This window comes from Methanocaldococcus sp. FS406-22, from assembly GCF_000025525.1.
Classification (GTDB): Archaea; AGJL01; Methanococci; order Methanococcales; family Methanocaldococcaceae; genus Methanocaldococcus.
The window spans coordinates 358,125-381,450 of sequence record NC_013887.1 but is presented as its reverse complement, the minus strand read 5'-3'; the positions used below and the strand labels follow the sequence as shown (position 1 = coordinate 381,450).

Here is a 23,326-nt window from a genome sequence, read left to right as displayed (position 1 = left end):
TATTTAAATTTTATGCTTATAATTATTTAATTATCTCATAACACTTGAAAATGAGGGATAGTATGATGTTTGTTCATATAGCTGATAATCACTTAGGCTATAGGCAATATAACTTAGATGAGAGAGAAGAAGACATTTATAACTCATTTATATCCTGCATAAAAAAGATTTTAGAGATAAAGCCAGATGTTGTTTTGCATAGTGGGGATTTATTTAATGATTTGAGGCCTCCAGTAAAAGCTATTAGGTTAGCTATGCAGGCGTTTAAAAAGTTACATGAAAAAAATATAAAGGTTTATATTATTGGAGGAAACCATGAAATGCCTAAAAGATTGGGAAGGGAATCACCATTAGCTTTATTAAAAGATTATGTTAAAATTTTAGATGGGAAGGATGTTATAAACGTAAATGGGGAAGAGATATTTATCTGTGGAACTTATTATCATAGAAAGAGTAAAAGAGAAGAATTATTGGATAAATTAAAAAAATTTGAAGTTGAGTCCCAAAACTACAAAAAAAGGATATTAATGCTTCATCAGGGAGTTAACCCATATATGCCATTTGACTATGAGTTGGAACATTTTGATTTACCAAAGTTTTCTTACTATGCATTTGGACATGTTCACAAAAGGATTTTAGAGAGATTTAACGATGGAATTTTAGCATATAGTGGTTCAACAGAGATTATTTATAGAGATGAATATGAGGATTACAAAAAGGAAGGGAAAGGATTTTATTTAATTGATTTTAGTGGGAATGATTTGGATATTAACGATATTGAAAAAATTGATGTTGAATGCAGGGAATTTGTAGAGGTAAATATTAGAGACCAGAAATCTTTTAATGAAGCGATAGATAACATCAGCAAATGTAAAAATAAGCCAGTTGTTTTTGGAAAAATTAAGAGAGAATTTAAACCATGGTTTGAGAGTTTAAAGGATAAAATTTTAATTAATAAGGCTGTTGTGGTTGATGATGAATTTATAGACTTACCAGATGTTGATATTGAATCAATAAACATCAAAGAGCTTTTAGTTGATTATGCAAATAAACAGGGAATTGATGGAGATTTAGTTTTAAGTTTGTACAAAGCCCTTATTAATAATGAAAATTGGAAAGATATTTTGGATGAATATTATAACACTAAATTTAGGGGATGAGTTATGATACTAAAAGAAATAAAGATGAATAACTTTAAAAGCCATGAAAATACTAGAATTACATTTGATGAGGGAATTATTGCTATTATTGGGGAGAATGGTAGTGGGAAGTCATCTATCTTTGAGGCAGTGTTTTTTGCATTGTTTGGAGCTGATGCTTTAAGAAGAATGGGGTTAAGCTATGATGAGGTTATAACTAAAGGTAAAAAAGTCATGTCTGTTGAGCTTGAATTTAAAATTAATGGAGTTAAATATAGGGTTGTCAGAGAATACGATGGCAGAAGTTCAGCTAAGCTCTATAAGAATGGAAAACCCTATGCTACAACAATTAGTGAAGTTAATAAAGCAATAAATGAAATTTTAGGCGTTGATAGGGATATGTTTTTAAACTCCATATATATAAAGCAAGGGGAGATAGCAAATCTTTTAAATCTCCCACCACACGAAAGAAAGGAGCTTATTGGTAAGCTCTTAGGAATAGATGACTTTGAAAAATGCTATCAGAAGATGAAGGATGTTATCGATGAATATAAAAGGCAGTTAGAGGGAATTAAAGGATATCTAAGCAATAGAGAAGAGTATGAGAAAGAATTAAACAATAAGATATCTGATTTAGAGAAGAAAGAAAAAGAACTAAAAATATTAAAAGAAAAGTTGGATAAAGTTAGAGAAGAGTTTAAAATTGCTGAAAAAACCTTTGAAGAATGGAATAATAAAAAATCCCTCTATGAAAAATTAATAGGAAAGCTTGAAGAGAGAAAAAAAGCCTTAGAATTAGAAAATAACAAACTTAAAAATCTAAAATACGATTTAGATGCAGTTATTGAGGCAGAAAATACTTTAAATAGGTATAGAGAGGAGTTTGAGGAGTATAAATCATTATCTGATAAGATTAAGACAGTTGAGGATAGATTGGGGGAGTTGTCTCCAATATATGAGGAATATCTAAAGTTATCAAACACTCTAAAGAATCTTGAAAATGACATCAATTCCTTAAAAGAAACTATTGAAAAGAGTAAGTATAGAGATAGAGTGAATGAGTTGGATAAGCTGTTAGAGGAGATAAACAACAAGATTAAAAACTTGGAAAAGATAAAAGACCACTTAATAGAGCTTGATAACCTCTATACTAAGCTTAATGAGATTGAAAAATACAAAAAAACTGCTGATGAGCTTAGGGCTTACTATGATAAGTATAAGCAATTGGATGAAGCCTTAGAGAAATACAACAAAATGATGCTAAATTATGCAAAGCTATTACAGAGTAAAAAATCCCTTGAAAGCAATATTGAAAGCCTAAAATCTGAAATTAGAAATATAAAGGATGAGTTGGGCAAAATAAATATTGACGAGGTTAAAAAAGCTTTAGAAGATATAGATAAAAAGAAGATAGAGCTTGAAACTCTGCAGAAACAGAAAGAGGATATAAAACAAAAAATAGGAGAGATTAATAATGAAATTAATAGGATAAAGAAGGTTTTAAATGAACTTAAGGATGTTGAAGGTAGATGTCCATTGTGTAAAACTCCAATAGATGACATTAAGAAGCAAGAGCTAATAAACTCTCACAAATCTCAACTAAATAGCAAATACAAAGAGTTGGAAGAGCTAAACAAAAAGATTAATGAGATTGACAAAAAAATAATAGAGATAAATAAAATTATCAGAAGAGAGAAGGAATTAAGAGAACTTGAGACAAAATACTATGAGAAACTAAAAACTCTGCAGAATTTAAAATCAAAGTTGGAAGAGCTTGAAAATACTCTAATAGATATTGAAAACCAGCTTAAAAGCTATATAATTGATGGAAAGCCAGTGAATGAAATAGTAGATGAGATTAAAAAGCAATTAAATGAGATTGAAGATAAATACAACAAATATATCTCAGCAATTGATTATCTAAAGAATGCAGATGAAGATAAAATAAGAAAGAGAATTAAAGAGCTTGAAGATGTAGTTAAGGGCTGGGATAAAGATAAATGCATAGAAGAGATTAATAAACTAAGGGAAGAAGAGAAGGAGATAATTAATTTAAAAGATAAAGTTACTCAGCTTAAAAGTAAGGAGCTTAAATTTAAAGAAGTTGAGAATAAGATGCTTTCAAAGTTAGGGTTGTATAAGGAATATATCTCTTTAAAAGATGCAGTTGATAAGTATAAAGCTAAGCTATATGAGCTTGAAGAGATTTATAAGAAGTGTAATTCAGCAGAGGTTACTTTAAACAACCTTAGAAAGGAGTATGGAGTTGATGATATTAAAAGCTATTTAAATGACATGATTGTTAAAGTTAATGAAAACATCAAAGATATAGAGGAGAGAATCAGCTATATTAAACAAAAACTCGATGAAATCAACTACTCTGAGGATAAATATAGAGAGATTGAGGAGGAATTTAAAAAGAAGCAGGAAGAGCTTAATATTATCGAGAGAGAGCTTAAAGTCGTTGAAAACAGTATTGAGTATTTAAAGGAAGAGATTGAGAAGATAAAAGAAAAATTGCAAAGCCTATCTGAGTTAGAGAAAGAGAAAGTTAAATTAGAAAGATTTGTAGAGTATTTGACAAAAATTAGAAAACTCTTTGGTAAAGATGGATTCCAGAGATATTTAAGAAGGAAATACATACCAATAATACAGAGACATCTAAATGAGGCATTCAATGAGTTTGATTTGCCCTACAGCTTTGTAGAACTTACTGAAGATTTTGATGTGAAGGTTCATTCCCCTAATGGTATCTTAACTATAGACAATCTAAGTGGAGGAGAGCAGATAGCTGTAGCTCTATCTTTGAGGTTGGCTATAGCAAATGCATTGGTTGGAAATAGAGTTGAGTGCATTATATTAGATGAGCCAACTGTCTATTTAGATGAAAATAGAAGGGCTAAGTTAGCTGAAATCTTTAAAAAGATTGACAACGTTCCACAGATGGTAATTATAACTCACCACAGAGAACTTGAGGATGTAGCAGATACTATAATCAATGTTACGAAAGAGGGAGGAGTTTCAAAAGTTAAGACAAACGAATGAGGTGATAAAATATATACAAAATAGTCCCAGACACCAACTTTTTAATTTACGTCTTTAAGCATAAGATAAACTTTGATTATGAGATAGAGAGGGCTTTAAATGCAAAGTTTGAGATAATTATACTTTCTCCTGTAAAAGAAGAGTTAGAGAGGTTATTAAAAAGTGGAGATTTAAAAGGTAAAGAAAAATTGGCTGTTAATTTAGCACTTGCAAAGATAAAAAACTACAAATTAATTGATTACAATGCTAATTATGCAGATGAGGCAATCTTAAATTATGCAAAAGAAAATAAAAATGTCATTGTAGCAACAAACGATAAAGAACTTAAAGAGAAATTAATAGAAAACAACATCCCAGTAATGGTCGTTAGGCAGAAAAAGTATTTTGAGGTCTTTGGGATGATTTAGTTAGCTTATATTTTATTTTTCTAAATTTGTAATAATTTTTAATACTGGTTGAAAAATTTCTCGGGATTTTTTCTTTTTCAGTATTACTAACTTAAATAGTTTGTTGTATATTTAGATGTGTGAGTATTACTAAGTAGAAGATAAAAATATCTCTTTTACTTTGATTTTAATGGTTTAAAAAGAGAATAAACCTCTAAGAGGTCTGATTTTAACGAGTGCTACAATAAACGAAAAACGGGAGAATTATTGTTTCCATACCGAATCGGTCTTATTTTAACCTGAATTCCAGAAAAAGTTGATTCTAAACATGGATGATATTGAAATGTTTCCATACCGATTCGGTCTGATTTTAACTAAAAATAACATAATATATTTAGAAGGTCATGGACTTAATAGTTTCCATACCGATTCGGTCTGATTTTAACATACAAAGGAAGAGGCAGAGGTTTTAAACGGTTTGTTCCAGTTTCCATACCGAATCGGTCTTATTTTAACACTACACCACATACATGTAACTTCAAAGACCCCGAAACGTTTCCATACCGAATCGGTCTTATTTTAACTTAAGAGGATTGCTTGGGAGAGAATACAACAAGAAAGTTTCCATACCGATTCGGTCTGATTTTAACGATACATTAATATCATTTTTAGACAGCAATTGGTTGTTTCCATACCGATTCGGTCTGATTTTAACTTGTCTAAGGATGAATTGGTAATATTAGCTGGCGTATTTAATGGTTTCCATACCGATTCGGTCTGATTTTAACTGGATAGAACCACAAAAATTCTTTTTGATGGATTTCCAGTTTCCATACCGATTCGGTCTGATTTTAACTGCTAAGATTTTAGCATTTTATGCACATGAAAAAGTTGTTTCCATACCGATTCGGTCTGATTTTAACATGTTTTTATATCTCTTGGAGAATTTGGTCCGTATTAGTTTCCATACCGATTCGGTCTGATTTTAACATTACTATAAAATTCACAAATACGTTTAAGATTATAGTGTTTCCATACCGATTCGGTCTGATTTTAACGTGTTGAAATCGTTGATGATATTGAAAATTTAATGAATTTTGTTTCCATACCGATTCGGTCTGATTTTAACAGGGCAATCATTCACAATCAATTTTTTATTATTTTTCTAATATATATACTTTTCGGCACCATATTTTTCTAAGGGTAAATAACTACCTTTATTTATAAACCCACTGATATTTAAATCTTTCTCTTTTAGTTAAATTAAGTATTCTTATCTTTTTAAATTTAAAGATTTAACTTATTAATTAGAGAAATTTTATTTAACTTATTATCTAATCTTAATTTTTAAAAATCTAAATGATTCAATAAACATAAATATTCCAAATAATTAAATCAACAAACCCTTAGAAATTAAATTTAAATCCTCTAAATAAGAAAATCTAAGTTTTAAAAATTAATAATCTAAAAATAAATAATTTCTACATGAGTTATTCCTCTATATCCTCTTTATTATTTTTGCTCTTAATTGACCTCCATAAAAAGTAAATTGCCCCACCCCATAAAATTACAGCACCAAATATAAACATTGCTATAGCTCCAAGATTCATAATTATCAACCTTTAACAGTTTTCATTTTTTGAAGAACAACACTTACAACAAATGCCAATGGAATGATTAAAGCCCCAAACATTACATAAGTTGTTTTATAGTCTCCATAACCAGATGTTAAAACATTAGAAGCATCTAATAATACAACAGCAGTTAATATTATTGGAGACACAACTCCAGCCAAGTATTTCCACCAAACTCCCAACTTCATCTCTGAAAGTTTATTTATATGTTCTCTGAGCTTATCTCCACCAAATAGCCATATAGCTATTATAATCTCTAAAATTGCCGCTATTGGAAGTAAATAACCTGAAGCAAAATGGTCAATGATATCCAAATAATACAACCCAGCTCCAGTTGTAAATATTGGTGAGAGTATAACAAACAAAGTTAATACAGCAAGTAGAGCTTTTTTCCTACTTAATGAGAACTTATCCATAATTGCAGATACGCTTGCCTCTACGATAGAAACAGCAGAGGATATTCCAGCAAAAACTAAAGCTAAGAAGAATATTATTCCAAATAATCTACTTGCAAATGGTAATAAAGACAGTGCCTTTGGAAATGTAACAAAAGCCAAGCCAATCCCTTCTGAAACAGCTTTATCTAATGGAATGCCACTTGTATAACTCATATATCCAAGTGTTCCAAACACAGCAAAACCAGCTAAAAATGAAAAACCGCAATTTAAGAGAGATATTGTAACAGCGTTTATTGTTAAATCACTTTTTTTGGGTAGATAACTTGCATAAGCAATTAAAATTCCAAATCCTAAAGATAGGCTAAAGAAAATTTGAGAGAATGCACTTAACCACACATTATAATCAAATAATGCTGAAAAATCCGGGGTTAAATACCACTCAATTCCAGTTAAAGCTCCTGGCAAGGTTAAAGCATTCAAAACTAACAGAATTACTAAAAACAAAAGGAAAGGAATCATTATTTTATTTGCCTTCTCTAATCCATTTTTAACTCCAGCACTTAGAATTAAAGCAATAATTCCCCAAACAGCTAAGGTAGATATTAAAATTCCATAAGAGACTCCGCCTATATCCTCCACACCAGATGATATTTGAAGTATGTTATGGAAAAAATAAGCATTAGGGTCTGATGGATATCCATAGATGGCTAAAATTATCAAATAATAAAGACACCAAGCTATGATAACAGCATAATAACTTGTTATAATGAACCCTGAAATAACCGCAAACCACCCTGCCCACTCTGCCCCATTATGTAATTTTTCCAAAGCTAAAGGTGCAGATTTTTTTGTATAGTGCCCAATAGCAAATTCAAGAATCATTAATGGGATACCAACACACAGCAAAGCAACTATATAAGGGATTAAAAAAGCTCCCCCACCATTCGTATAAACCATATATCCAAATCTCCAAATATTCCCCAATCCTATTGCAGAACCAACACTTGCTAATATAAACCCCAAGTTAGAACTCCAGCTTTCCCTTTCCATATAATTCACACTACCATTTTACTGTTATTTTTTATATATTTATTTGAGGATAATTTTTAAGTATATCTGAGACAATGTAGTTTTATGAAGATTTGGAGGGGTAATATGAGGAAGATACTGGTACTGCTTTTAGCCATATTTCTTTTAAATTCAACTTTTGCTGTAATTATAAAAGCTCCAGCAGTATCTTTAACGGATAAGGGATACGTGGGTGTTCCAATAAATATTCAAATTAATGTTACCAAAGGAGATGGGCATGTATTTATGGATACTATGCCTCTAACTGAATTAGACATGCAGGGTTCTGCAAGAATCGCTGCAAAGGTTGCTGGGGAAGTTACTGGAAAAGATATGAATAAATATAACATCTATATTACTGTTAGGAGTGATGTGCCAGTTGTTGGGGGACCATCAGCAGGAGGAACAATGACTATCGGAATTATCTGCGAGTTGATGAATTGGAGTTTAAATAAACATGTTATGATGACTGGAATGATAAATCCAGATGGTAGTATAGGGCCCGTGGGAGGAATATTGGAAAAAATTGAAGCCGCTAAGAAAGCAAACTGCACGATTATGTTAATTCCAAAAGGGCAGAGGTATGTTGAAGTAAATGGAAAGAAAGTTGATGCAGTAGAATTTGGTAAAAAACTTGGAGTTAAGGTTATAGAGGTTGGAAGCATTTATGAGGCTATTCCTTACTTTACAAACAAAAAAATCGTTATAAAGGAATATCCAGAAAATATCTCGATTGAAGAAAAATATAAAAATATAATGAAAAAATTAAGTGAGAATGTCCTAAAAATGGCTAATGAAAAATACGAGAATATCTCCAAGGAGTTGAGCAACAACTATTATGTTGATTATGAATATCAAACTATGTTATTAAATGAGCTAAATGCCTCAAAAAATCTACTAGATAAAGCTAACAATGAATACATAACAAGTGAATATTATGCTGCAACATGTTCTGCATTTAATGCATTAATTAAACTTGAAACTATTCAACATACTATAGGGTATTTAACAGGAAAAGAAGACATTAGCACATTTTTAACAAACGTTCAAGATGAAATTGAATCTGATGAAAAAATTGTTTATTCAAAAAAAGTAACCACTAACAACTTTGAAGAGATATTAGCAGGAAGAATAAGGATTGTTGAGGCAAAAAAACTCTTATATAATGCATGGAAATCGTACTATTTAGGAAATTACGATGAGGCAATAAAATATGGTAGTTTTGCAAAGTTGAGGGGAGATAGTGCAGTGTGGTGGGTTTCTTTAAAAGAAAACGATAATAATAGCGAGATAATAAATGAGTCTAAATTAAAACCATTAGCTCAACAGTATTTAGATAATGCTGAAACAATTTCAACTTACGTAGAGACTATCTTTCCTAATCTACCAACTGATGGACTTGAAAATGACTTGGAATCTGCAAAGGAAGCTTATAAACAGGGGGATTATTTATTAACTATAGCTGAAAGTATAGATACCTGTGTAAAAGCAGAAATTCCATTAGTTATATTCGGAGACATTAAATATTTCAAAAAATATGCAAGAAACAAAATAAATTTAGCTGAAAACTTAGGAATAACTCCAATTTCAGCTTTAGGCTATTATGAATATGCAGACAGTTTGAATGATAGCATATCAAAGATTATGTATTATAAGTACAGCTCATACTACGCCCAAATGGATATAGATGTGATGAAAGTGTTAAATAAAACTAACAAAGAAAATATTAGTGAAATTAATATAGTTACTAACGAGAAAGTTAATAGCGAAGAGACAGCAACTACTAAAGGAAATAATGTCGGAGTAATAATTTCTGCAGTAATTGGTGGATTAATAGGATTTGCAGGAGGATACTTAGCAAGAAGGGCATCTACATAACTATAGTGTTTTTCAAAATATTTTAGAGTAATTAAGGCACTGATGAATGCCTTCTTAAAAGAAGGCGTTCAAATATTCCTTATGACCTTTAATAAGTTTTGAAAAACACTATAATTTCTATTTTTTATGGTGAGAAAATTGGCAGAATCAAATTTACAAAAAAATAATAACAGAAAATTGGCTAAAAATGTATATTTATTAGGATTTACGAGCTTTTTGAATGATATGAGTAGCGAGATGATAATGCCAATTCTGCCTATGCTTATTACAAGTGTTGGTGGAGGAAGTTTATCAATTGGTTTAGTTGGTGGATTGAGAGAGTTTATCTCAAACATTTTGATGGTTTTAATTGGTTATTGTTCAGATAAAGTTAGAAAGAGGAAGATTTTTGTTGTTTTGGGTTATTTAACATCTTCAATGTTCAAACTACTCTTAGGTTTATCAAAAAGCTGGTTAGGGGCGGTTGTATTTTCCTCCCTCGAGAGAATGGGGAAAGGTATAAGGACAGCTCCAAGGGATGCAATAATATCTGAAAGCATGCCTAAAACTTTGGGTAAAGGCTTTGGAATACAGAGAGCTTTTGATACTGCTGGGGCCATATTGGGCTCTACCCTTTCATTACTGTTTATCTTATATTTCCAATACACTTTTAATCAAATAATTTTGATAGCTGCAATAATTGGATTTCTAACTCTCATCCCTTTATATTTTGTTAAGGAAAAAACTACAACCTCTTATAATAAAATAACATTTAGAGTAGGAATTAAAAATCTATCAAAAGAGTTGAAGCTATTTATTTTAATCTCAGCTATATTTACCCTAAGTAATTTTAGCTATATGTTTTATATTTTGAGAGCTCAGGAATTTCTAATGATAGTGGATGAGAAAATGGCCATTATAATCCCAATAGCACTCTATATTTTATACAACATCTTTTATGCCACCTTTTCAATTCCATTTGGTATTTTATCAGATAAAATTGGAAGAAGAAGAGTTCTAACCATGGGATATATAGTTTATGGAATTACTTCTTTAGGATTTGCTTACTTTATATCTCAAAAAAGTTTAATATTGTTGTTTGCTTTATATGGAATTGCCTATGCATTATTTGCTGGAAATCAGAAAGCTTATGTTTCTGACTTATCGTCAGAGGATATTAGAGCTACTGCCTTAGGGCTGTTTTATACTGTAGTGGGATTAACAAGCTTACCTGCGAGTCTGATAGCTGGTTATTTGTGGAAGATAAGTCCAGAAATGACATTTTTGTTTGGAGGAGTTTTAGCTATAATTTCAGGTTTGTTACTTCTTTTTATATAAAATCTCTCCAGTTTTTTTGTTTCTAATCTCTAAGATTCTATGGAGAGGAATATAGGTATCAAAATATACTAAATAGTTCCCTCTAAGCTCAACATCGTCTAAAGAGATAACTTTTTTATTTTCTTCAGCCCCCCTATGCAATATGATGACTTCAAAATCTTCTTTTTTATAATCAGGATGCCAAAAAATTTTGTTTAATATCTCTTTTAGCATAGTATCACTTTATATCAAATCTCTATCTAATAAGCCAAGTTCTTCCCCATTTTCATCAACTTTTATCCTTCCAAACCTTATTTCTTTAATATTTTTAATTTCATCTTCATTTATTGGAGTTAAAATCTCTAAAGTTTCATTCTCAAAATCGATAGCTTTTAAAATACCTAATCCTATGCAAAATCCCTCCTCATCAATCAATCCAACTATTAAATTGTTAAATCTTTCTGGCTCAATGTAATATAGAATGTTTTTATCTATCTGTCGTGGCATATTTACCAAATCTCTCTTCACTATTGTATATCTTCCTTCACATTTACTACCATAGAGTATTTTCCATTTAAAAATCGATTCTAACAGATATTTCTCATCCTCTAAAATCTTCTCTCCTTGAAATACCTTAGTTCCACTAATAATTACATCATTAAATCCAATGCTATAAATTTTTGAGTCTTTAAAGTACTCTTTCCATTTCTCTGCTCTAATTTCTTTTCTCTCTTCCCTACTAAATGATTTCGCATTTTCATAAACTTTTAAGTAAAAAACCCTAATTTTATTTTCAAAGGGCTTTAATATCTGCCTAAGTTCATTTCTTTTTTGCAATGCTATTATAACATCTGGCTTAATCATCTCTATTTTCATCCTCTTTAAATCAGCCCCAGAACCAGATATTAGCCCAGTTGTATCAACTATAACAACATCTGCTTTATCTTCAGCATAATCACAAAGCAACTTGGTTCCAGTAATCATTTCTCCAAAAAATTGAATTGGAGCTGTCGAACCAACAAAATAACTTTTATATGGCTTAATTTCATACAAATTGTTAAAATTTGTCTCTGGAAAGGCTAAGCTTATAGTTGCTGGGGGTAATATGCTTTTCTGCCCAATATCACTATCGATTATTGCAACTCTAAATCCTAAGTTTAAAAGTTCATTTGCTAAAAAAGTAGCTAATGTTGTTTTACCACTATCAACTCCCCCAAGTAATATAATTTTAAGAGGTTTAACTAAGTCTCTAATACAACTCAAAGCCTCAAATCTATCCTCTGGAACTTCTGCTGTATAATAAGCTTTATTCACCATAATGCCCACCAAATTAAAGTATAAATAATTAAAAACATTATTACCACATAATCAACTGCTTTAAATGCATTTAAAGATTTTTCAACGTCTATCTTTCCACTACCAAGTTTATAATATCCAATCTTTTCCAAGGTTATATTTAAAGCATTTGCCAATGTAGCCATTGTATAGCCAGAATTTGGTGATGGAACCTTATTAGCTTCCTTTAAAAATCCATATATGGCTTTTTTAATACTTCCTTTATAAAATGGGGCAGTAATTATTAGCAAAATCCCTGCTATTCTTGATGGAATAAAATTAGCAATATCATCCAATCTCGCAGCTAACTTTCCATACCACAAATATTTCTCATTCTTATAGCCAATCATGGCATCTAATGTATTTATTGCCCTATATACAAAAGCTCCCGGCAATCCAAAAATAACAGCATAGAATAAAGCCCCTATTATGCTGTCGGTTATATTTTCAGATAAACTTTCTACTGCTGCTGATAGTATATGCTCTTCATCTAATTTTGATGCATCTCTGCTAACAATATGTTGAACAGCCTCTCTTGCTTTATCTATATCTCCATTTTTTATATATTCAATTGGCTTTTTGCAGAACTCAAATAATGATTTGTATCCAATAGTTGTTGATAACAAAAAAGCATAGATAAGATAGTTTAAAGGAAAGGGTAATGATAAAATAAATTTTTCAATGAAAATTGCTACAATTCCTACAATAGATATTGTAATTGTTGTAGTTAAGATGCCAAATAAAAAGTCCCTATATTTATTTTTACAATTTGTAGATTTAAATGTATTCTCTAAAAAAGTTATCAACTTCCCTATCCAAACCGTTGGATGAATTTTCTCTGGCAACTCTCCAATGATTCTATCAAAAATAATAGCTAAAAATAAAATTATTGGATTTAGCATTATCTCCCTTTTACCAATTCCTCAATATCTCCAAAAATTACTTCACTCTTACAAAAGCTTGGTAGATAAACAGCAGCTTTTCCAGAGTTTGTTGCCACTTTTTTATATCCTAAATCTTCTATTGGTGAGACAACCATACAGGTGTCTTTAACTACCTTCCCACCAGCTTTTTCAATAATCTTTGTATATCCCATTCTATCTGCTATAGCTTTTATATGCAAAGAGCAGCAAACCCATAAATCTGCATTTAATTTTTTATCCTTTAAAAGTTCAGCAATTTTTTTAATTTCCATTAAACTGCAGTGAGGGCAGCCAATACAAATTAAATCTGGTTCTTCATTTGTTGTATTTAATTTCTCATAAGCTTCCTTTATATCTTCAATTCCAACAGAGATTTTTTCAACTTTATCATCAATAACTTCTTTAACTCTGCATTCAGCTGTCAAATTTTTTGCGTGATATAGGGCTATTCCACCACTCGCCGCCATTGCAGCCCCTAAGGATTTTAAATTATCATTGTTTGGATTTAATTTATATAGATTTTCAAAATATGGCACTCCATTTTTTACAATCTTTCCAACTAAATAACCTAAAGCCCCATAAAAACTCTCTCCAACATCATTGATGTTTGATATTAATTGGCTGTCTAACTCAATAATATGTGTTGCTTTTCTATTTTCATCTAAATGATAGCCATAATATGGTGTTTTACCAATAATTGCAGCTGCTAAGGCAGAAGGTCCTCCTTCTCTATTTGTCTTAGCTCCTAAAACAGAATTTGCAAAACTTACAGCTGAGCTTTCAGCCCAACTTATATGCTCTCCAAATTTTGGAAGATTTCCAACTAAGTATGGTGTGCAAGTGCATCCAATCTCAACTTCCATTTTTTTAAATGCTTCAATAATCCTCAACTGCTTTTTGGCAAATTCCTCATCTATCCCAAGCTCTTTCCATATATCTAAATCCATTCCAGCAGGATTTAAAGTTGAATAAACCTTAACTTTAACATTTTCTTTAGCAAAGTCCTCTAAAAACTCTAAACCAATATCTTTAATAGTTTTATATGAAACTCCAGAAATTTGAGCTGATTTTATAGGAATTAGTTTTTCAGCTCCGTAAATATCCCCTAAAGAAACTAATAAATTCATACATCTTCTCAAAACCTCTCCATACTCCCCATCTAAGATTTTTTCCTCTTCCTTAGTTAGATACATTGTTTCACCAGATATTATCTCTACTCTCAATCTTTTTCATATAGAATATCTCCCCATTATACTCCAATTTTATTAATTTTCCTTCATCTACCATTTTTTCAATAATATCAAAGCTGATATTTGCTTTATTTAATAATTCCTTGATTACTTCTTCCCTCATTGGATGAACAGAAGTTATAGCTAATATATCCTCCTCAACATTTTCAGAAAATACAAAGTCATTTCCTTCAAATTTTCCTAAGAGTTCAACCTTATCTTTTCCAATAATTTCATTAAAGATGGATAATATTTTGGTTATAACTTCTATTTTAGGAGGTTTTATATATTTTTCAGATGGTGGCCTTATTGGAGTATTTAGATAGCACTTATCTGGCTTTAACTCCTTTAAAAATTCTGCTGTCTTAATTATTGAATCTTCTGTATAGTTAATATTTCCTAAAATCATTGTCTCAGTTATCAATTTTCCTTTATAGTTATCTCTAAAAGCTATCATACCTTCTAAGATTTTATCTAATGATAAATTTTCATGAGGTCTATTTATTTCCCTCCAAATTTTTTCATCAGCAGAATCTACCTTAAATGATACTAAATCAAAGTTTAACAAATCCTCTCTAACATCTTCTCTCCAAATTAATGAGGAGTTTGTAATTATTGCTATTGGAATGCCAAAATCTCTAAGCATTTCAACGTCTTTTGATAGATTTATATCTAATGTTGGTTCTCCATCTGCAACAAACGTAAGATAATCTATTTTCTCATTAGATAACTTGTTTATTTTCTCTTTTACGGATTTAAAAATATCTTCTGGATTATAAAATACTCTCCTCTCTATGGTTTTGTTTATAGTTCTTCCAACTTGGCAGTATATACAATCATAACTGCAGAACTTGCATGGGATATTATTTATTCCCAAACTCTTCCCCAATCTTCTTGATGGGACGGGCCCAAATGCTATATTAACCATAAAACCACCAAAATAAATAATAATAAAAATAAAGGTTTTAATAAAATCTATTCCTCTATTTTTTTCTTTTCAGCTACTTTCTCATTAACAATTTCCAAATACTCTTTTAACATTTCTTTACTCTTTACAGCATCTCTAACATTCTTATTTTCTATGGTAATCACTCCATCATATCCAATCTCTTTTAGCTTTTCAAGGACTTCAATAAAGTTAATATTCCCTTCCCCTATTTTCAAATGCTCATCATCATAGCCATTGTTGTCATGTGCATGCACATGTATAATCCCAATTCCAATATTTTGCAGTTTTTCAACAAATTCAGCTGGATTTCCTGCAGTGTTTGCATGCCCAATATCAAACGTTACCCCTAAATTCTTTGAATCTATGTCTTTAACAATCTCTAATAAAGACTCTGGAGTTATTCCTAAAAGCCCTCTAAAGTTTGGCATGTTCTCTAAACCAATTTTTATTCCATAATCTTCAGCTATCTCTACAATCTCAGAAAGTGTTGAGAAATTGTTGTCTAATATATCATTTACATAGTTACTCCAAAGTTCTGGGATATAGCCAGGATGCACAACAACAATCTCTGAGTCAAGTTCAAAAGCTCCCTCTATGGCATCTCTAATACATTCTATAGTTAGTCTTCTAACTCTCTCATTCATTGATGCTGGATTTAAATCTGAAAATGGAGCATGGACTACAATCTCAACTTCATATTTATCTCTCAATTCCATGAGGTATTTTATGTTCTTTGGAGATAGGTAATGAGTTCCCTCACAAACAATCTCCCATGCATCAAAGTTGTGTTCAGCTATCTTCTCCATTGAAGAGGTTAAGCTCTCTGGTAGGAAAACTAAGGATGAAATACCAAATTTCATATCTAACACCTTTCTTTTAATTTTATCTATCATAAAACAAACACAATATCTATATTTTGTGTTTTTGTTATTTTAGTTTTTGCACATTGATGTAATGTTTAAATTTTTGTTAGAGATGTAGTCTAAATATAATATTTTAATGAAAAACATTGAGTTTAACAAGAAATAATAAATTAATACACTCTGATATCGAGCGGATATTACAATTTATTCATAAGCACATTTTTAAATACCCATATATTGTGAAAACCTCTTCTTTTATTTCTATTTGTTCCTCTAAAAATTATTACATTTATCCCTATTGACTTGCAAACATTACAATTGCATTGTTTCCAAGGCTTATCTTCCAAAGTTTTTATATATTTTTCTTCAAATTTGTCCATGTTTTCGCTATCTCGTAAAAGTAATTGGTCATACTTTAAAACTGCATTTAAAACTTCAGTGATTGTTGCTTCTCCTTGGTCATACTTAAATAATAATTTTAGTGCTTTGGATTCCATCTTTTTTAATTCAGGTATGCTATATCCATTAACTTTTCCATTATTTACTAATCTTGGATCGTCAGAATAAGGCACCCGAATTGCAGAATACCACATGCCATTATATGCTAAATAATTTCTTCCAGATCGTAACCATGCTTTTCTAAGATAAGAAGCACTATCAAAACTAGTTACACCCAATTTTCTGAAAATTTTTATAGCTTCAGGTCTTAAAACTCCAAAAAGATGAATTTTTACATTTTCTGTGTAGGGTTCGATACTTTCGAGTATTCCTACTATTTCTTCTGTTTTGTATCTTACTAAACTTCCTAAGGCTATATACTCATATCCAAGATCAACCAACTTTTTTACAGATTTTGTATAGGTTTCTATATCATATCCTTGGGCTACTCCAATAGGTTCAAAGTTAAATTTGTTTTGTTTATGTAGTTTCAAGAACTTTTCAGCATTTTTTAATGTAAGTTTTATTCGCCTATTTTTTTCTCTTTTGGAAATTTCTATTCTCTTTTTTTCTCCATTAACTCTCTTAGTTACATAATCAAGCACAAGATGATCTACTGAAACTCCATAATCAAAACCTAATCGTTCGTATAGGTTAGCTACTCTTTCCACACTATAAAATGGTGGGGGGTTCTTTTCATGTACATAAGTAAAAGCTCCGCAATCCCCCATAACTTCAATTTTCCCATTATCAATTTTTAGAAAATCTTTTATATTGTTTTTTCCTCTAATTTCTGGATTCTTGTCATCTTTTAATGTGATTTTTGATTTAAAAACTCCTAAACTAACAAGAATACCATCATAGGGTGGAACATCAAAAAGTTGATGAGCATAAATATCATTTTCATAAGGACTTTTTTTATGAGATGAAGAATATTTATCATTTTTAAAATCATACCACGGGTCTACTCTATCCTCCCAGTCTGGTAGAAAAAATTTCATCATTGATACCTCCTTATAATTAATTAGGGATACCTCATTCTATATTTACTTTTCATTAATGGACAACTCCATCTAAGATCACAAATATCACATGTTTCTTTGTCAGGGGGAATTTTAGGAGGTTCCCAGACGTCTTTTCTTTTTTTATCTTCTATTTCCTCTACAGTTTTATCGAAAAGCTCCATAGCCTCTTCTATGTCATCTAAATTTCTTGGATCTCTAAAATCTATTTCATATACTGCCTGTGGGGGACGTACTGTAGGTTCTGAGCTTGCATCAAGAAGCTCATTCATAAAGTATATGACTCCTTTTAACGGATATAATCCATATTTTTCTTTATATAATTCCGCATATACAAGCATTTGAAATCGATATCTTTTTAATTTTTCACGACCGCTCTTAGTTGAAGTATCTGGATAGTGAGTACCTTTATAGTCCCATATTTCTTTAGCATCATATCCTTTTGGCACTTTTCCCATTGTAGAAATGTCTCTTAATACATCAACTCTTCCACTTAATATATAACTACCTCTATCCGATTGAAACTCACATTCAGTATCTTCAACTAACGGGTATAAAGTAGGGCCCTCAAGTCTATTAAATCTCTGTAAAACTTTTAAAGCTGAATTCCTTACATTTTCAGTAATAGCACGGATTCCCTTACTGGCAAGCAAACTATTCTCCACTTCTAAAAAATATCGTTCTACATCTTGATCCGTTGGTATAGATCCTTCAGTAGAGGGATCTAAAAGTCCTTTATAATGCATGTGGAGTTTATCTAATACTTGATGGATAACTGTCCCATACCATATTTGGACAATATGTGCAGGCTGATACTTTCTTATTTTAAAAAATCCATACTGTCGTGGACATATTTGAAATGACACAATATCTGCTGTCGCACTATACTTTTCTTTTAATTTTTGTACAGGCTTTTCAGATATTTTTATTCCTTTATATGATCTCCATTTTTCCATTGTATCAAACCTCTTAAATTTTCTTCACAATAGCACTAAATAAACTAAAGTTGTTTCCAATAAATCCAAATCCCTTACTTCCCATATGGTTTCTTGGAACTAAATGAATTAAGGCATATTTTGCTCTGGAGTAAGCTACATAATACAGTCTTATCAAATCTTGTTGAGTTCTCTCTAAAGGTGTAAAATTTATGGAGTACTTAATTTTTCTGTATTTGTAGAGATCTTCTTCAATTATTGCTGATTCATTGGGTTTATCACCTTTTAAACGGAGACCATAAACGAAAACAAATGGAAATTCTAAACCTTTTGCTTGATGTATTGTCATTATGGGCAGTCTATCTGGTGGACATATAATTTCTTCATCCTCTGGATCATTAAGCCCTTCTGTCGAAAGTAACCCTATAAAAGAATTGTAAAAATTCTGTCTCCATCGGAAACTTATCTCTCCATTATTTTTACTACTCATTTTAAGTAATCCCCTCGTAGAACCTGGGGTATCATAAGGTATCGAAGAATACTTTTCAAATAATTGAGTTAGTTTTCCTAATCTATAACTTCGTTCTGGATCATCTAACCAATCACTAAAAGGTGGATGTGCTAATATTCTATACAATATTTCAGAAATGTTAATATTCAATCGCTCCCCCAAATTTCTTTTTGCAATAGATTTTATAGAACAATCTACATATTTTCGTAACTCAGGAGATTCTGAAGCTACATTTCTATATGTATCAACCCATCTATTTACCAACCTTTGTATGTTTTCATTACATACTTTTCTTAAAGCATTTTGTTTTGGATCGATAATAGTTATAAATGCACCTAATGCTGCCATAACCTCTTCCTGCTCTAAAAATTTTCTTGAACGCGGGTTATATACTTCAATTCCTACTTTGTTTAATGCTTTTTTAAATGGTTCTGCCCAATTCCTGTTTTCTCTTACACTTTTCATCAATAATGCACAATCACTAGGCTTGCTGACTACGCCTTCATCTAAAAGATACCTTACAAAATTTGCAAAATTATTCGCAGTTTCTTCTATAGTTCTTCCTGTTATATAAGCAACTGCAGGGTAATTTCCAGAAATATCGCTTTTAGGATTTAACTCTGGTTTATCTTTTACCCTTGCTCCGATTTTTTGCATAACAGGAAATGAAGTTATGAATTTATTGCAATAATTCACAATTTCTCGATGTGATCTGTAATTATTGTTGAGAAAAACAGTATTTACTCTTTCTAAGGTAATTCCCCACTCACGATGACATGCATTTCCAAAATTAACCATACACTCAACAGTCCCTCCTCTGAATCGATATAACGCCTGATCATCATCCCCCACAACACAAAGATTATGAGTATTTTCCGCCATTTTAAAGTATATGGCTTCTTGAATGGGATTTGTGTCTTGATATTCATCTACTAATACATGTGATATTCCGGGATGTCTTAGAGATCCATCACCCTTAATAAATAATTCTCCGAGTTTTGTATTCAAAAATTCTAAAAATTTCTTCTGTAAGTGTGAAAAATCACATCTATGATGAATTTCTAAGAGTTGGACATAATTTTCATACGCATCGGCTAACTGTACTGCCCACTTTTCATCACTTTGTTTTAATTCTTCTATATCAATTAAATATTCAACAATTCTATTAAATAAAGTCGTAGCTACTTGAGTTCTACCCCATCTAGAATTAAAAGATCTATTCCACTTGTTTTCAAGATATTTAAAATGGTTCCACATATCTTGATATTTATGATGATGCTTTACGGCATCAGAATGTTCATGGACGAAGAGATATTGCTCAATATCGTCCATAAGTCTATAATTCTCATATCCTGGATATCTATATTCTAACATTATTTGGTTACATAGGCTATGAAGAGTTCCTATGTATATATCATTAACATCCAAATTTCTTTGAAGTTCAGGATACTTTTGATAAATTAAGTATGCATAATTTGAAATTCTATCTTTTATATTTTTAGCAGCTTTTTCAGTAAAAGTAGTTATGACTATAGACTTAGGGTTCACATTATCTACAAAAATAAGTTTTAATGTTCTTATGACTAGGGTTTCTGTCTTACCCGAGCCTGGACCTGCTATTACCCATAAAGGACCCTGTCCATGGATAACAACATTCATTTGATTTTCATCTAATCCTCCACTGGGTAACATTGGGTGAATTATTTCCATAAATTCATTTAGATCCATTGCTACCACTCCCAATATTGACTATCCATTCTTTTAGAGTTTTCAGTCTTATACCGATAGTTCCTTGAGCAACAATAACGTTTGTAGAATTTTCTAAATGATTTAAACAATCTTCAAATGCAATGTGGTATATTTTCCCTAAATTAATGAAGATTTCTCCGTAATCATCCAATTTCAACTGAAAAAACTTTTTAAAAACTTCATTTTTTAGTTCTATAGCTCTTTCTTTACTCATCTCCATATCGTAATAATTTATTATGGTGTTTTCATCAATAAGACCATATTTAGCAGAAAGTATCAAAACATCGACATTTGGTGGTTTATACTTACGAATAATCTTAAAAGCAGGGCCGTCATACAATTCTATAGCCGGGACATTATCCAATTTTTTCTTAGCTTTAGAACATGATGTGATTAATAGGTATTTTTCCTCATTATTGGTGAAAATCTCCAAATTTCATCACCGTAGAGTTAAAATTTTATGATTTCTAAATCAGCAGATCTTTTTATTTTAGTAATGTTGTTAAATAAACATAAATATTCATGAAACGAGGTATATGTATTAGCAAATTTTGATAAGTTCAAATATAAAAGGTTTATGTTATAGGAGAGTATGAATCATAATCCATAATATTTATATACCTTTAATCCCAATCTGTCATTAATAATAATGATAAATTATTGGTGGGTAGAATGGATTTTCAGATGGCATCATTCATCACTTCTGGACTTTTAGTGGTCATTGGGTTGTATGGGGTATTTTTTGTTGACAATGTTTTGAAAAAAATTATTGCTTTGGAGATTTTAGGTAGTGGGGTTAATTTAGCCCTAATAACTATTGGTTACAATGGAGGAACAATTCCAATAAAACTTCCTGGTGTTTCTGTAGAAGTTTTTGCTAAGGAGTCAGCCTATCCACTAACTCATGCGTTAGTTTTAACAAACATAGTTATAGAGGCATCAATGCTCGCTGTGATGCTTGGGGTCTCTATAATCTTATATAAAAAATATAAAACACTCAAAAGCTCTGTAATACTAAGAGAAGATTAAAATCCAATTTAACTTTCTCTAAAATATTGGAGGGAGAAGATGAACTACTTACCAATGATAATTGTGTTTCCATTAATCATGGCAATAATCATGAATTTATTACATGGAAAAGAGAAAGCTGTGAAATATATAACATTTATCACAGCCATTATTTTGATTATTTTGCCATTTATCAGCCAGTATGGGTATTACTACTTTGGAGGGCATGGAGTTGTTGATGGATGGGTTTCTGGTATTGCCTATTTATACAACCCAGCAAAACAGGCAGTTATTGTAACTCTATCTTTAATTGCCTCTCTTGTTTTAATCACAGGAATGGGAGAGAAATTAAAAAATAATATGTTTGTTACTCTCTCATTAATGGGATTTGCAAGTATTGCAGCTATAGTTTTAGCTGATGATATCTTTAACTTGTATGTGTTCTTTGAGATAGTTTCAATTGTTCAAGCTGGATTGGTGTTTTTATCTGGAACTGAAGAGGCTTACAAAGCAGGATTAAGATATATGATAATGGGTAATGTTGCAGCAGCTTTAATGCTATTGGGAATAGCCTTTTTATTGGCATCAACTGGAACTTTAAACATTACAGACATGAAAAACTACCTATTAACTGACAATCCAATGATTTATGGAGGTTTGCTATTATTAATTGTTGGTTTAGCCTATGGAGCTGGTCTCCCTCCTTTCCACAACGTTAAAGCTGATTTATACGCAAGGTCTAAGGGGTTTATCTCCGCTATGCTACAAACATACTCAAAGTTTGTGTTAGTTGGCTTGATGCTAATTATCCTAAAGCTATTTAACGGCTTAGATTATTTTGCAAGTGCTCATGCAGTTTTAATTGCTTTGGGAGTTTTAGCAATGGTGTTTGGGGTTGTAATGGCATTGTTGCAGAGTGATTATAAAAAGCTCCTGGCATATCACGCTATAAGTCAGGGGGGATATGTAGCTACTGGTTTAGCCTTAGGAACACCACTAGGAATTGTTGCTGGTATCTTCCACGCTATAAACCACGTTATATATAAATCTGCCTTGTTTTTGGGGGCATATATTGTAAGCTGTAAGAGAGGAAGCAATCTGCATAAATTGGGAGGTTTATTGCCTTTAATGCCCTCTGTAGCATTTATGGTGTTATGTGCAAAGCTTGCGATAAGTGGAATTCCACCATTTAACGGATTTCAGAGTAAGTGGATGCTTGCCCAAGCGGCTATGCAAGTAAATATGCCAGAAGTAGCCATTATAATGATTATTGTCAGTATAGGAACATTTGTGTCAATGATGAAGGCATTCTATCTAATTTACTTAAAGCCAGTAGATGAAAAAACATTGGAAGAGTATCAAAACAAGGAAGTTCCTAAACTTGCTGTCTTTAGCTTGTTTGTATTAACCGCTTTATGTATAATAATTGGTATCTATCCAGATATTGTAACAAGCTATCTTTGGGACTATGCAAAGGAGTTAGGAGTTAATTATTACCTAAAATAAATTAGGTGAGCTTT

The 23,326-nt window shown here is 31.1% G+C and carries 19 protein-coding genes and 1 CRISPR repeat array; of the genes, 7 read left to right on the top strand and 12 right to left on the bottom strand.

The genetic code is table 11. The features are described from left to right. The first annotated feature begins 62 nt into the window (after window positions 1-62). The 3 genes from MFS40622_RS01925 to MFS40622_RS01915 are packed head-to-tail and all read left to right on the top strand — an operon-like array spanning window position 63 to window position 4,591. Window positions 63-1,160, top strand: a complete 1,098-nt coding sequence (locus tag MFS40622_RS01925) for a DNA repair exonuclease (protein ID WP_012979994.1) — start codon at window positions 63-65, stop codon at window positions 1,158-1,160. A gap of 3 nt (window positions 1,161-1,163) precedes the next feature. After that, the gene (locus tag MFS40622_RS01920) at window positions 1,164-4,184 is read left to right on the top strand and encodes an AAA family ATPase (RefSeq protein ID WP_012979993.1); all 3,021 of its coding nucleotides are present in this window, start codon (window positions 1,164-1,166) and stop codon (window positions 4,182-4,184) included. Between the two features lie 11 nt (window positions 4,185-4,195). After that, the gene (locus MFS40622_RS01915) at window positions 4,196-4,591 is read left to right on the top strand and encodes a PIN domain-containing protein (protein ID WP_012979992.1); all 396 of its coding nucleotides are present in this window, start codon (window positions 4,196-4,198) and stop codon (window positions 4,589-4,591) included. A gap of 248 nt (window positions 4,592-4,839) precedes the next feature. After that, a CRISPR array of direct repeats spans window positions 4,840-5,699; the repeat unit is 30 nt; unit sequence GTTTCCATACCGATTCGGTCTGATTTTAAC. 361 nt (window positions 5,700-6,060) lie between these two features. Here the strand turns inward: MFS40622_RS01915 and MFS40622_RS09440 are convergent. Together MFS40622_RS09440 and MFS40622_RS01910 are read right to left on the bottom strand one after the other, a co-directional pair. After that, entirely contained in the window at window positions 6,061-6,180 is a 120-nt protein-coding gene (locus MFS40622_RS09440; protein ID WP_012979991.1) for a MetS family NSS transporter small subunit, read from the bottom strand. 5 nt (window positions 6,181-6,185) lie between these two features. Beyond that, window positions 6,186-7,652 (bottom strand): sodium-dependent transporter, encoded by a 1,467-nt coding sequence (locus MFS40622_RS01910; RefSeq protein ID WP_012979990.1) that lies wholly within the window; start codon window positions 7,650-7,652, stop codon window positions 6,186-6,188. 105 nt (window positions 7,653-7,757) lie between these two features. Here MFS40622_RS01910 and MFS40622_RS01905 point away from each other — a divergent pair, with 105 nt between their 5' ends. Next, window positions 7,758-9,548 (top strand): S16 family serine protease, encoded by a 1,791-nt coding sequence (locus MFS40622_RS01905; RefSeq protein WP_012979989.1) that lies wholly within the window; start codon window positions 7,758-7,760, stop codon window positions 9,546-9,548. A 126-nt stretch (window positions 9,549-9,674) separates the two neighbouring features. Beyond that, on the top strand, window positions 9,675-10,865 hold the full coding sequence (locus tag MFS40622_RS01900) for an MFS transporter (protein WP_012979988.1): 1,191 nt from the start codon (window positions 9,675-9,677) through the stop codon (window positions 10,863-10,865). Here MFS40622_RS01900 and MFS40622_RS01895 read toward each other — a convergent pair. From MFS40622_RS01895 to MFS40622_RS01850, 10 genes are all read right to left on the bottom strand, one after another. Continuing rightward, the gene (locus MFS40622_RS01895; RefSeq protein ID WP_012979987.1) at window positions 10,848-11,078 is read right to left on the bottom strand and encodes a DUF504 domain-containing protein; all 231 of its coding nucleotides are present in this window, start codon (window positions 11,076-11,078) and stop codon (window positions 10,848-10,850) included. The genes MFS40622_RS01900 and MFS40622_RS01895 overlap by 18 nt on opposite strands. Before the next feature lie 9 nt (window positions 11,079-11,087). Further along, window positions 11,088-12,161, bottom strand: coding sequence for a Clp1/GlmU family protein (locus MFS40622_RS01890; RefSeq protein ID WP_012979986.1), 1,074 nt, complete (start codon window positions 12,159-12,161; stop codon window positions 11,088-11,090). Then, a complete protein-coding gene (cbiB, locus tag MFS40622_RS01885) occupies window positions 12,155-13,081 on the bottom strand; it encodes an adenosylcobinamide-phosphate synthase CbiB (RefSeq protein WP_012979985.1) in 927 nt (308 codons plus the stop codon). Before cbiB ends, MFS40622_RS01890 begins: the two co-directional genes overlap by 7 nt. Next, a complete protein-coding gene (locus tag MFS40622_RS01880; protein ID WP_012979984.1) occupies window positions 13,081-14,295 on the bottom strand; it encodes an aconitase X in 1,215 nt (404 codons plus the stop codon). Before MFS40622_RS01880 ends, cbiB begins: the two co-directional genes overlap by 1 nt. Before the next feature lie 4 nt (window positions 14,296-14,299). Then, complete coding sequence (locus tag MFS40622_RS01875; RefSeq protein ID WP_012979983.1) at window positions 14,300-15,259, bottom strand: radical SAM protein; 960 nt, start codon at window positions 15,257-15,259, stop codon at window positions 14,300-14,302. Between the two features lie 47 nt (window positions 15,260-15,306). After that, window positions 15,307-16,140 carry a sugar phosphate isomerase/epimerase gene (locus tag MFS40622_RS01870; protein WP_048197551.1) on the bottom strand — a complete coding sequence of 278 codons (834 nt, stop codon included), beginning with the start codon at window positions 16,138-16,140 and terminating at the stop codon, window positions 15,307-15,309. A gap of 200 nt (window positions 16,141-16,340) precedes the next feature. After that, window positions 16,341-17,585, bottom strand: coding sequence for a tRNA-guanine transglycosylase DpdA (gene dpdA, locus MFS40622_RS01865; protein ID WP_156769976.1), 1,245 nt, complete (start codon window positions 17,583-17,585; stop codon window positions 16,341-16,343). A 20-nt stretch (window positions 17,586-17,605) separates the two neighbouring features. After that, entirely contained in the window at window positions 17,606-18,559 is a 954-nt protein-coding gene (locus MFS40622_RS01860; protein WP_012979980.1) for a PD-(D/E)XK nuclease family protein, read from the bottom strand. 13 nt (window positions 18,560-18,572) lie between these two features. Further along, window positions 18,573-20,777, bottom strand: coding sequence for an ATP-dependent helicase (locus MFS40622_RS01855; protein ID WP_012979979.1), 2,205 nt, complete (start codon window positions 20,775-20,777; stop codon window positions 18,573-18,575). Then, a complete protein-coding gene (locus MFS40622_RS01850; RefSeq protein ID WP_012979978.1) occupies window positions 20,764-21,231 on the bottom strand; it encodes a DUF6884 domain-containing protein in 468 nt (155 codons plus the stop codon). The genes MFS40622_RS01855 and MFS40622_RS01850 overlap by 14 nt, the downstream gene beginning before the upstream one ends. A gap of 239 nt (window positions 21,232-21,470) precedes the next feature. Between MFS40622_RS01850 and MFS40622_RS01845 the strand changes: the two genes are divergently transcribed. Beyond that, a complete protein-coding gene (locus MFS40622_RS01845) occupies window positions 21,471-21,827 on the top strand; it encodes a cation:proton antiporter subunit C (RefSeq protein WP_012979977.1) in 357 nt (118 codons plus the stop codon). Window positions 21,828-21,866: 39 nt separating this feature from the next. Next, window positions 21,867-23,312, top strand: coding sequence for an energy conserving hydrogenase EhbF (gene ehbF / locus MFS40622_RS01840; protein WP_012979976.1), 1,446 nt, complete (start codon window positions 21,867-21,869; stop codon window positions 23,310-23,312). Window positions 23,313-23,326 lie beyond the last annotated feature (14 nt).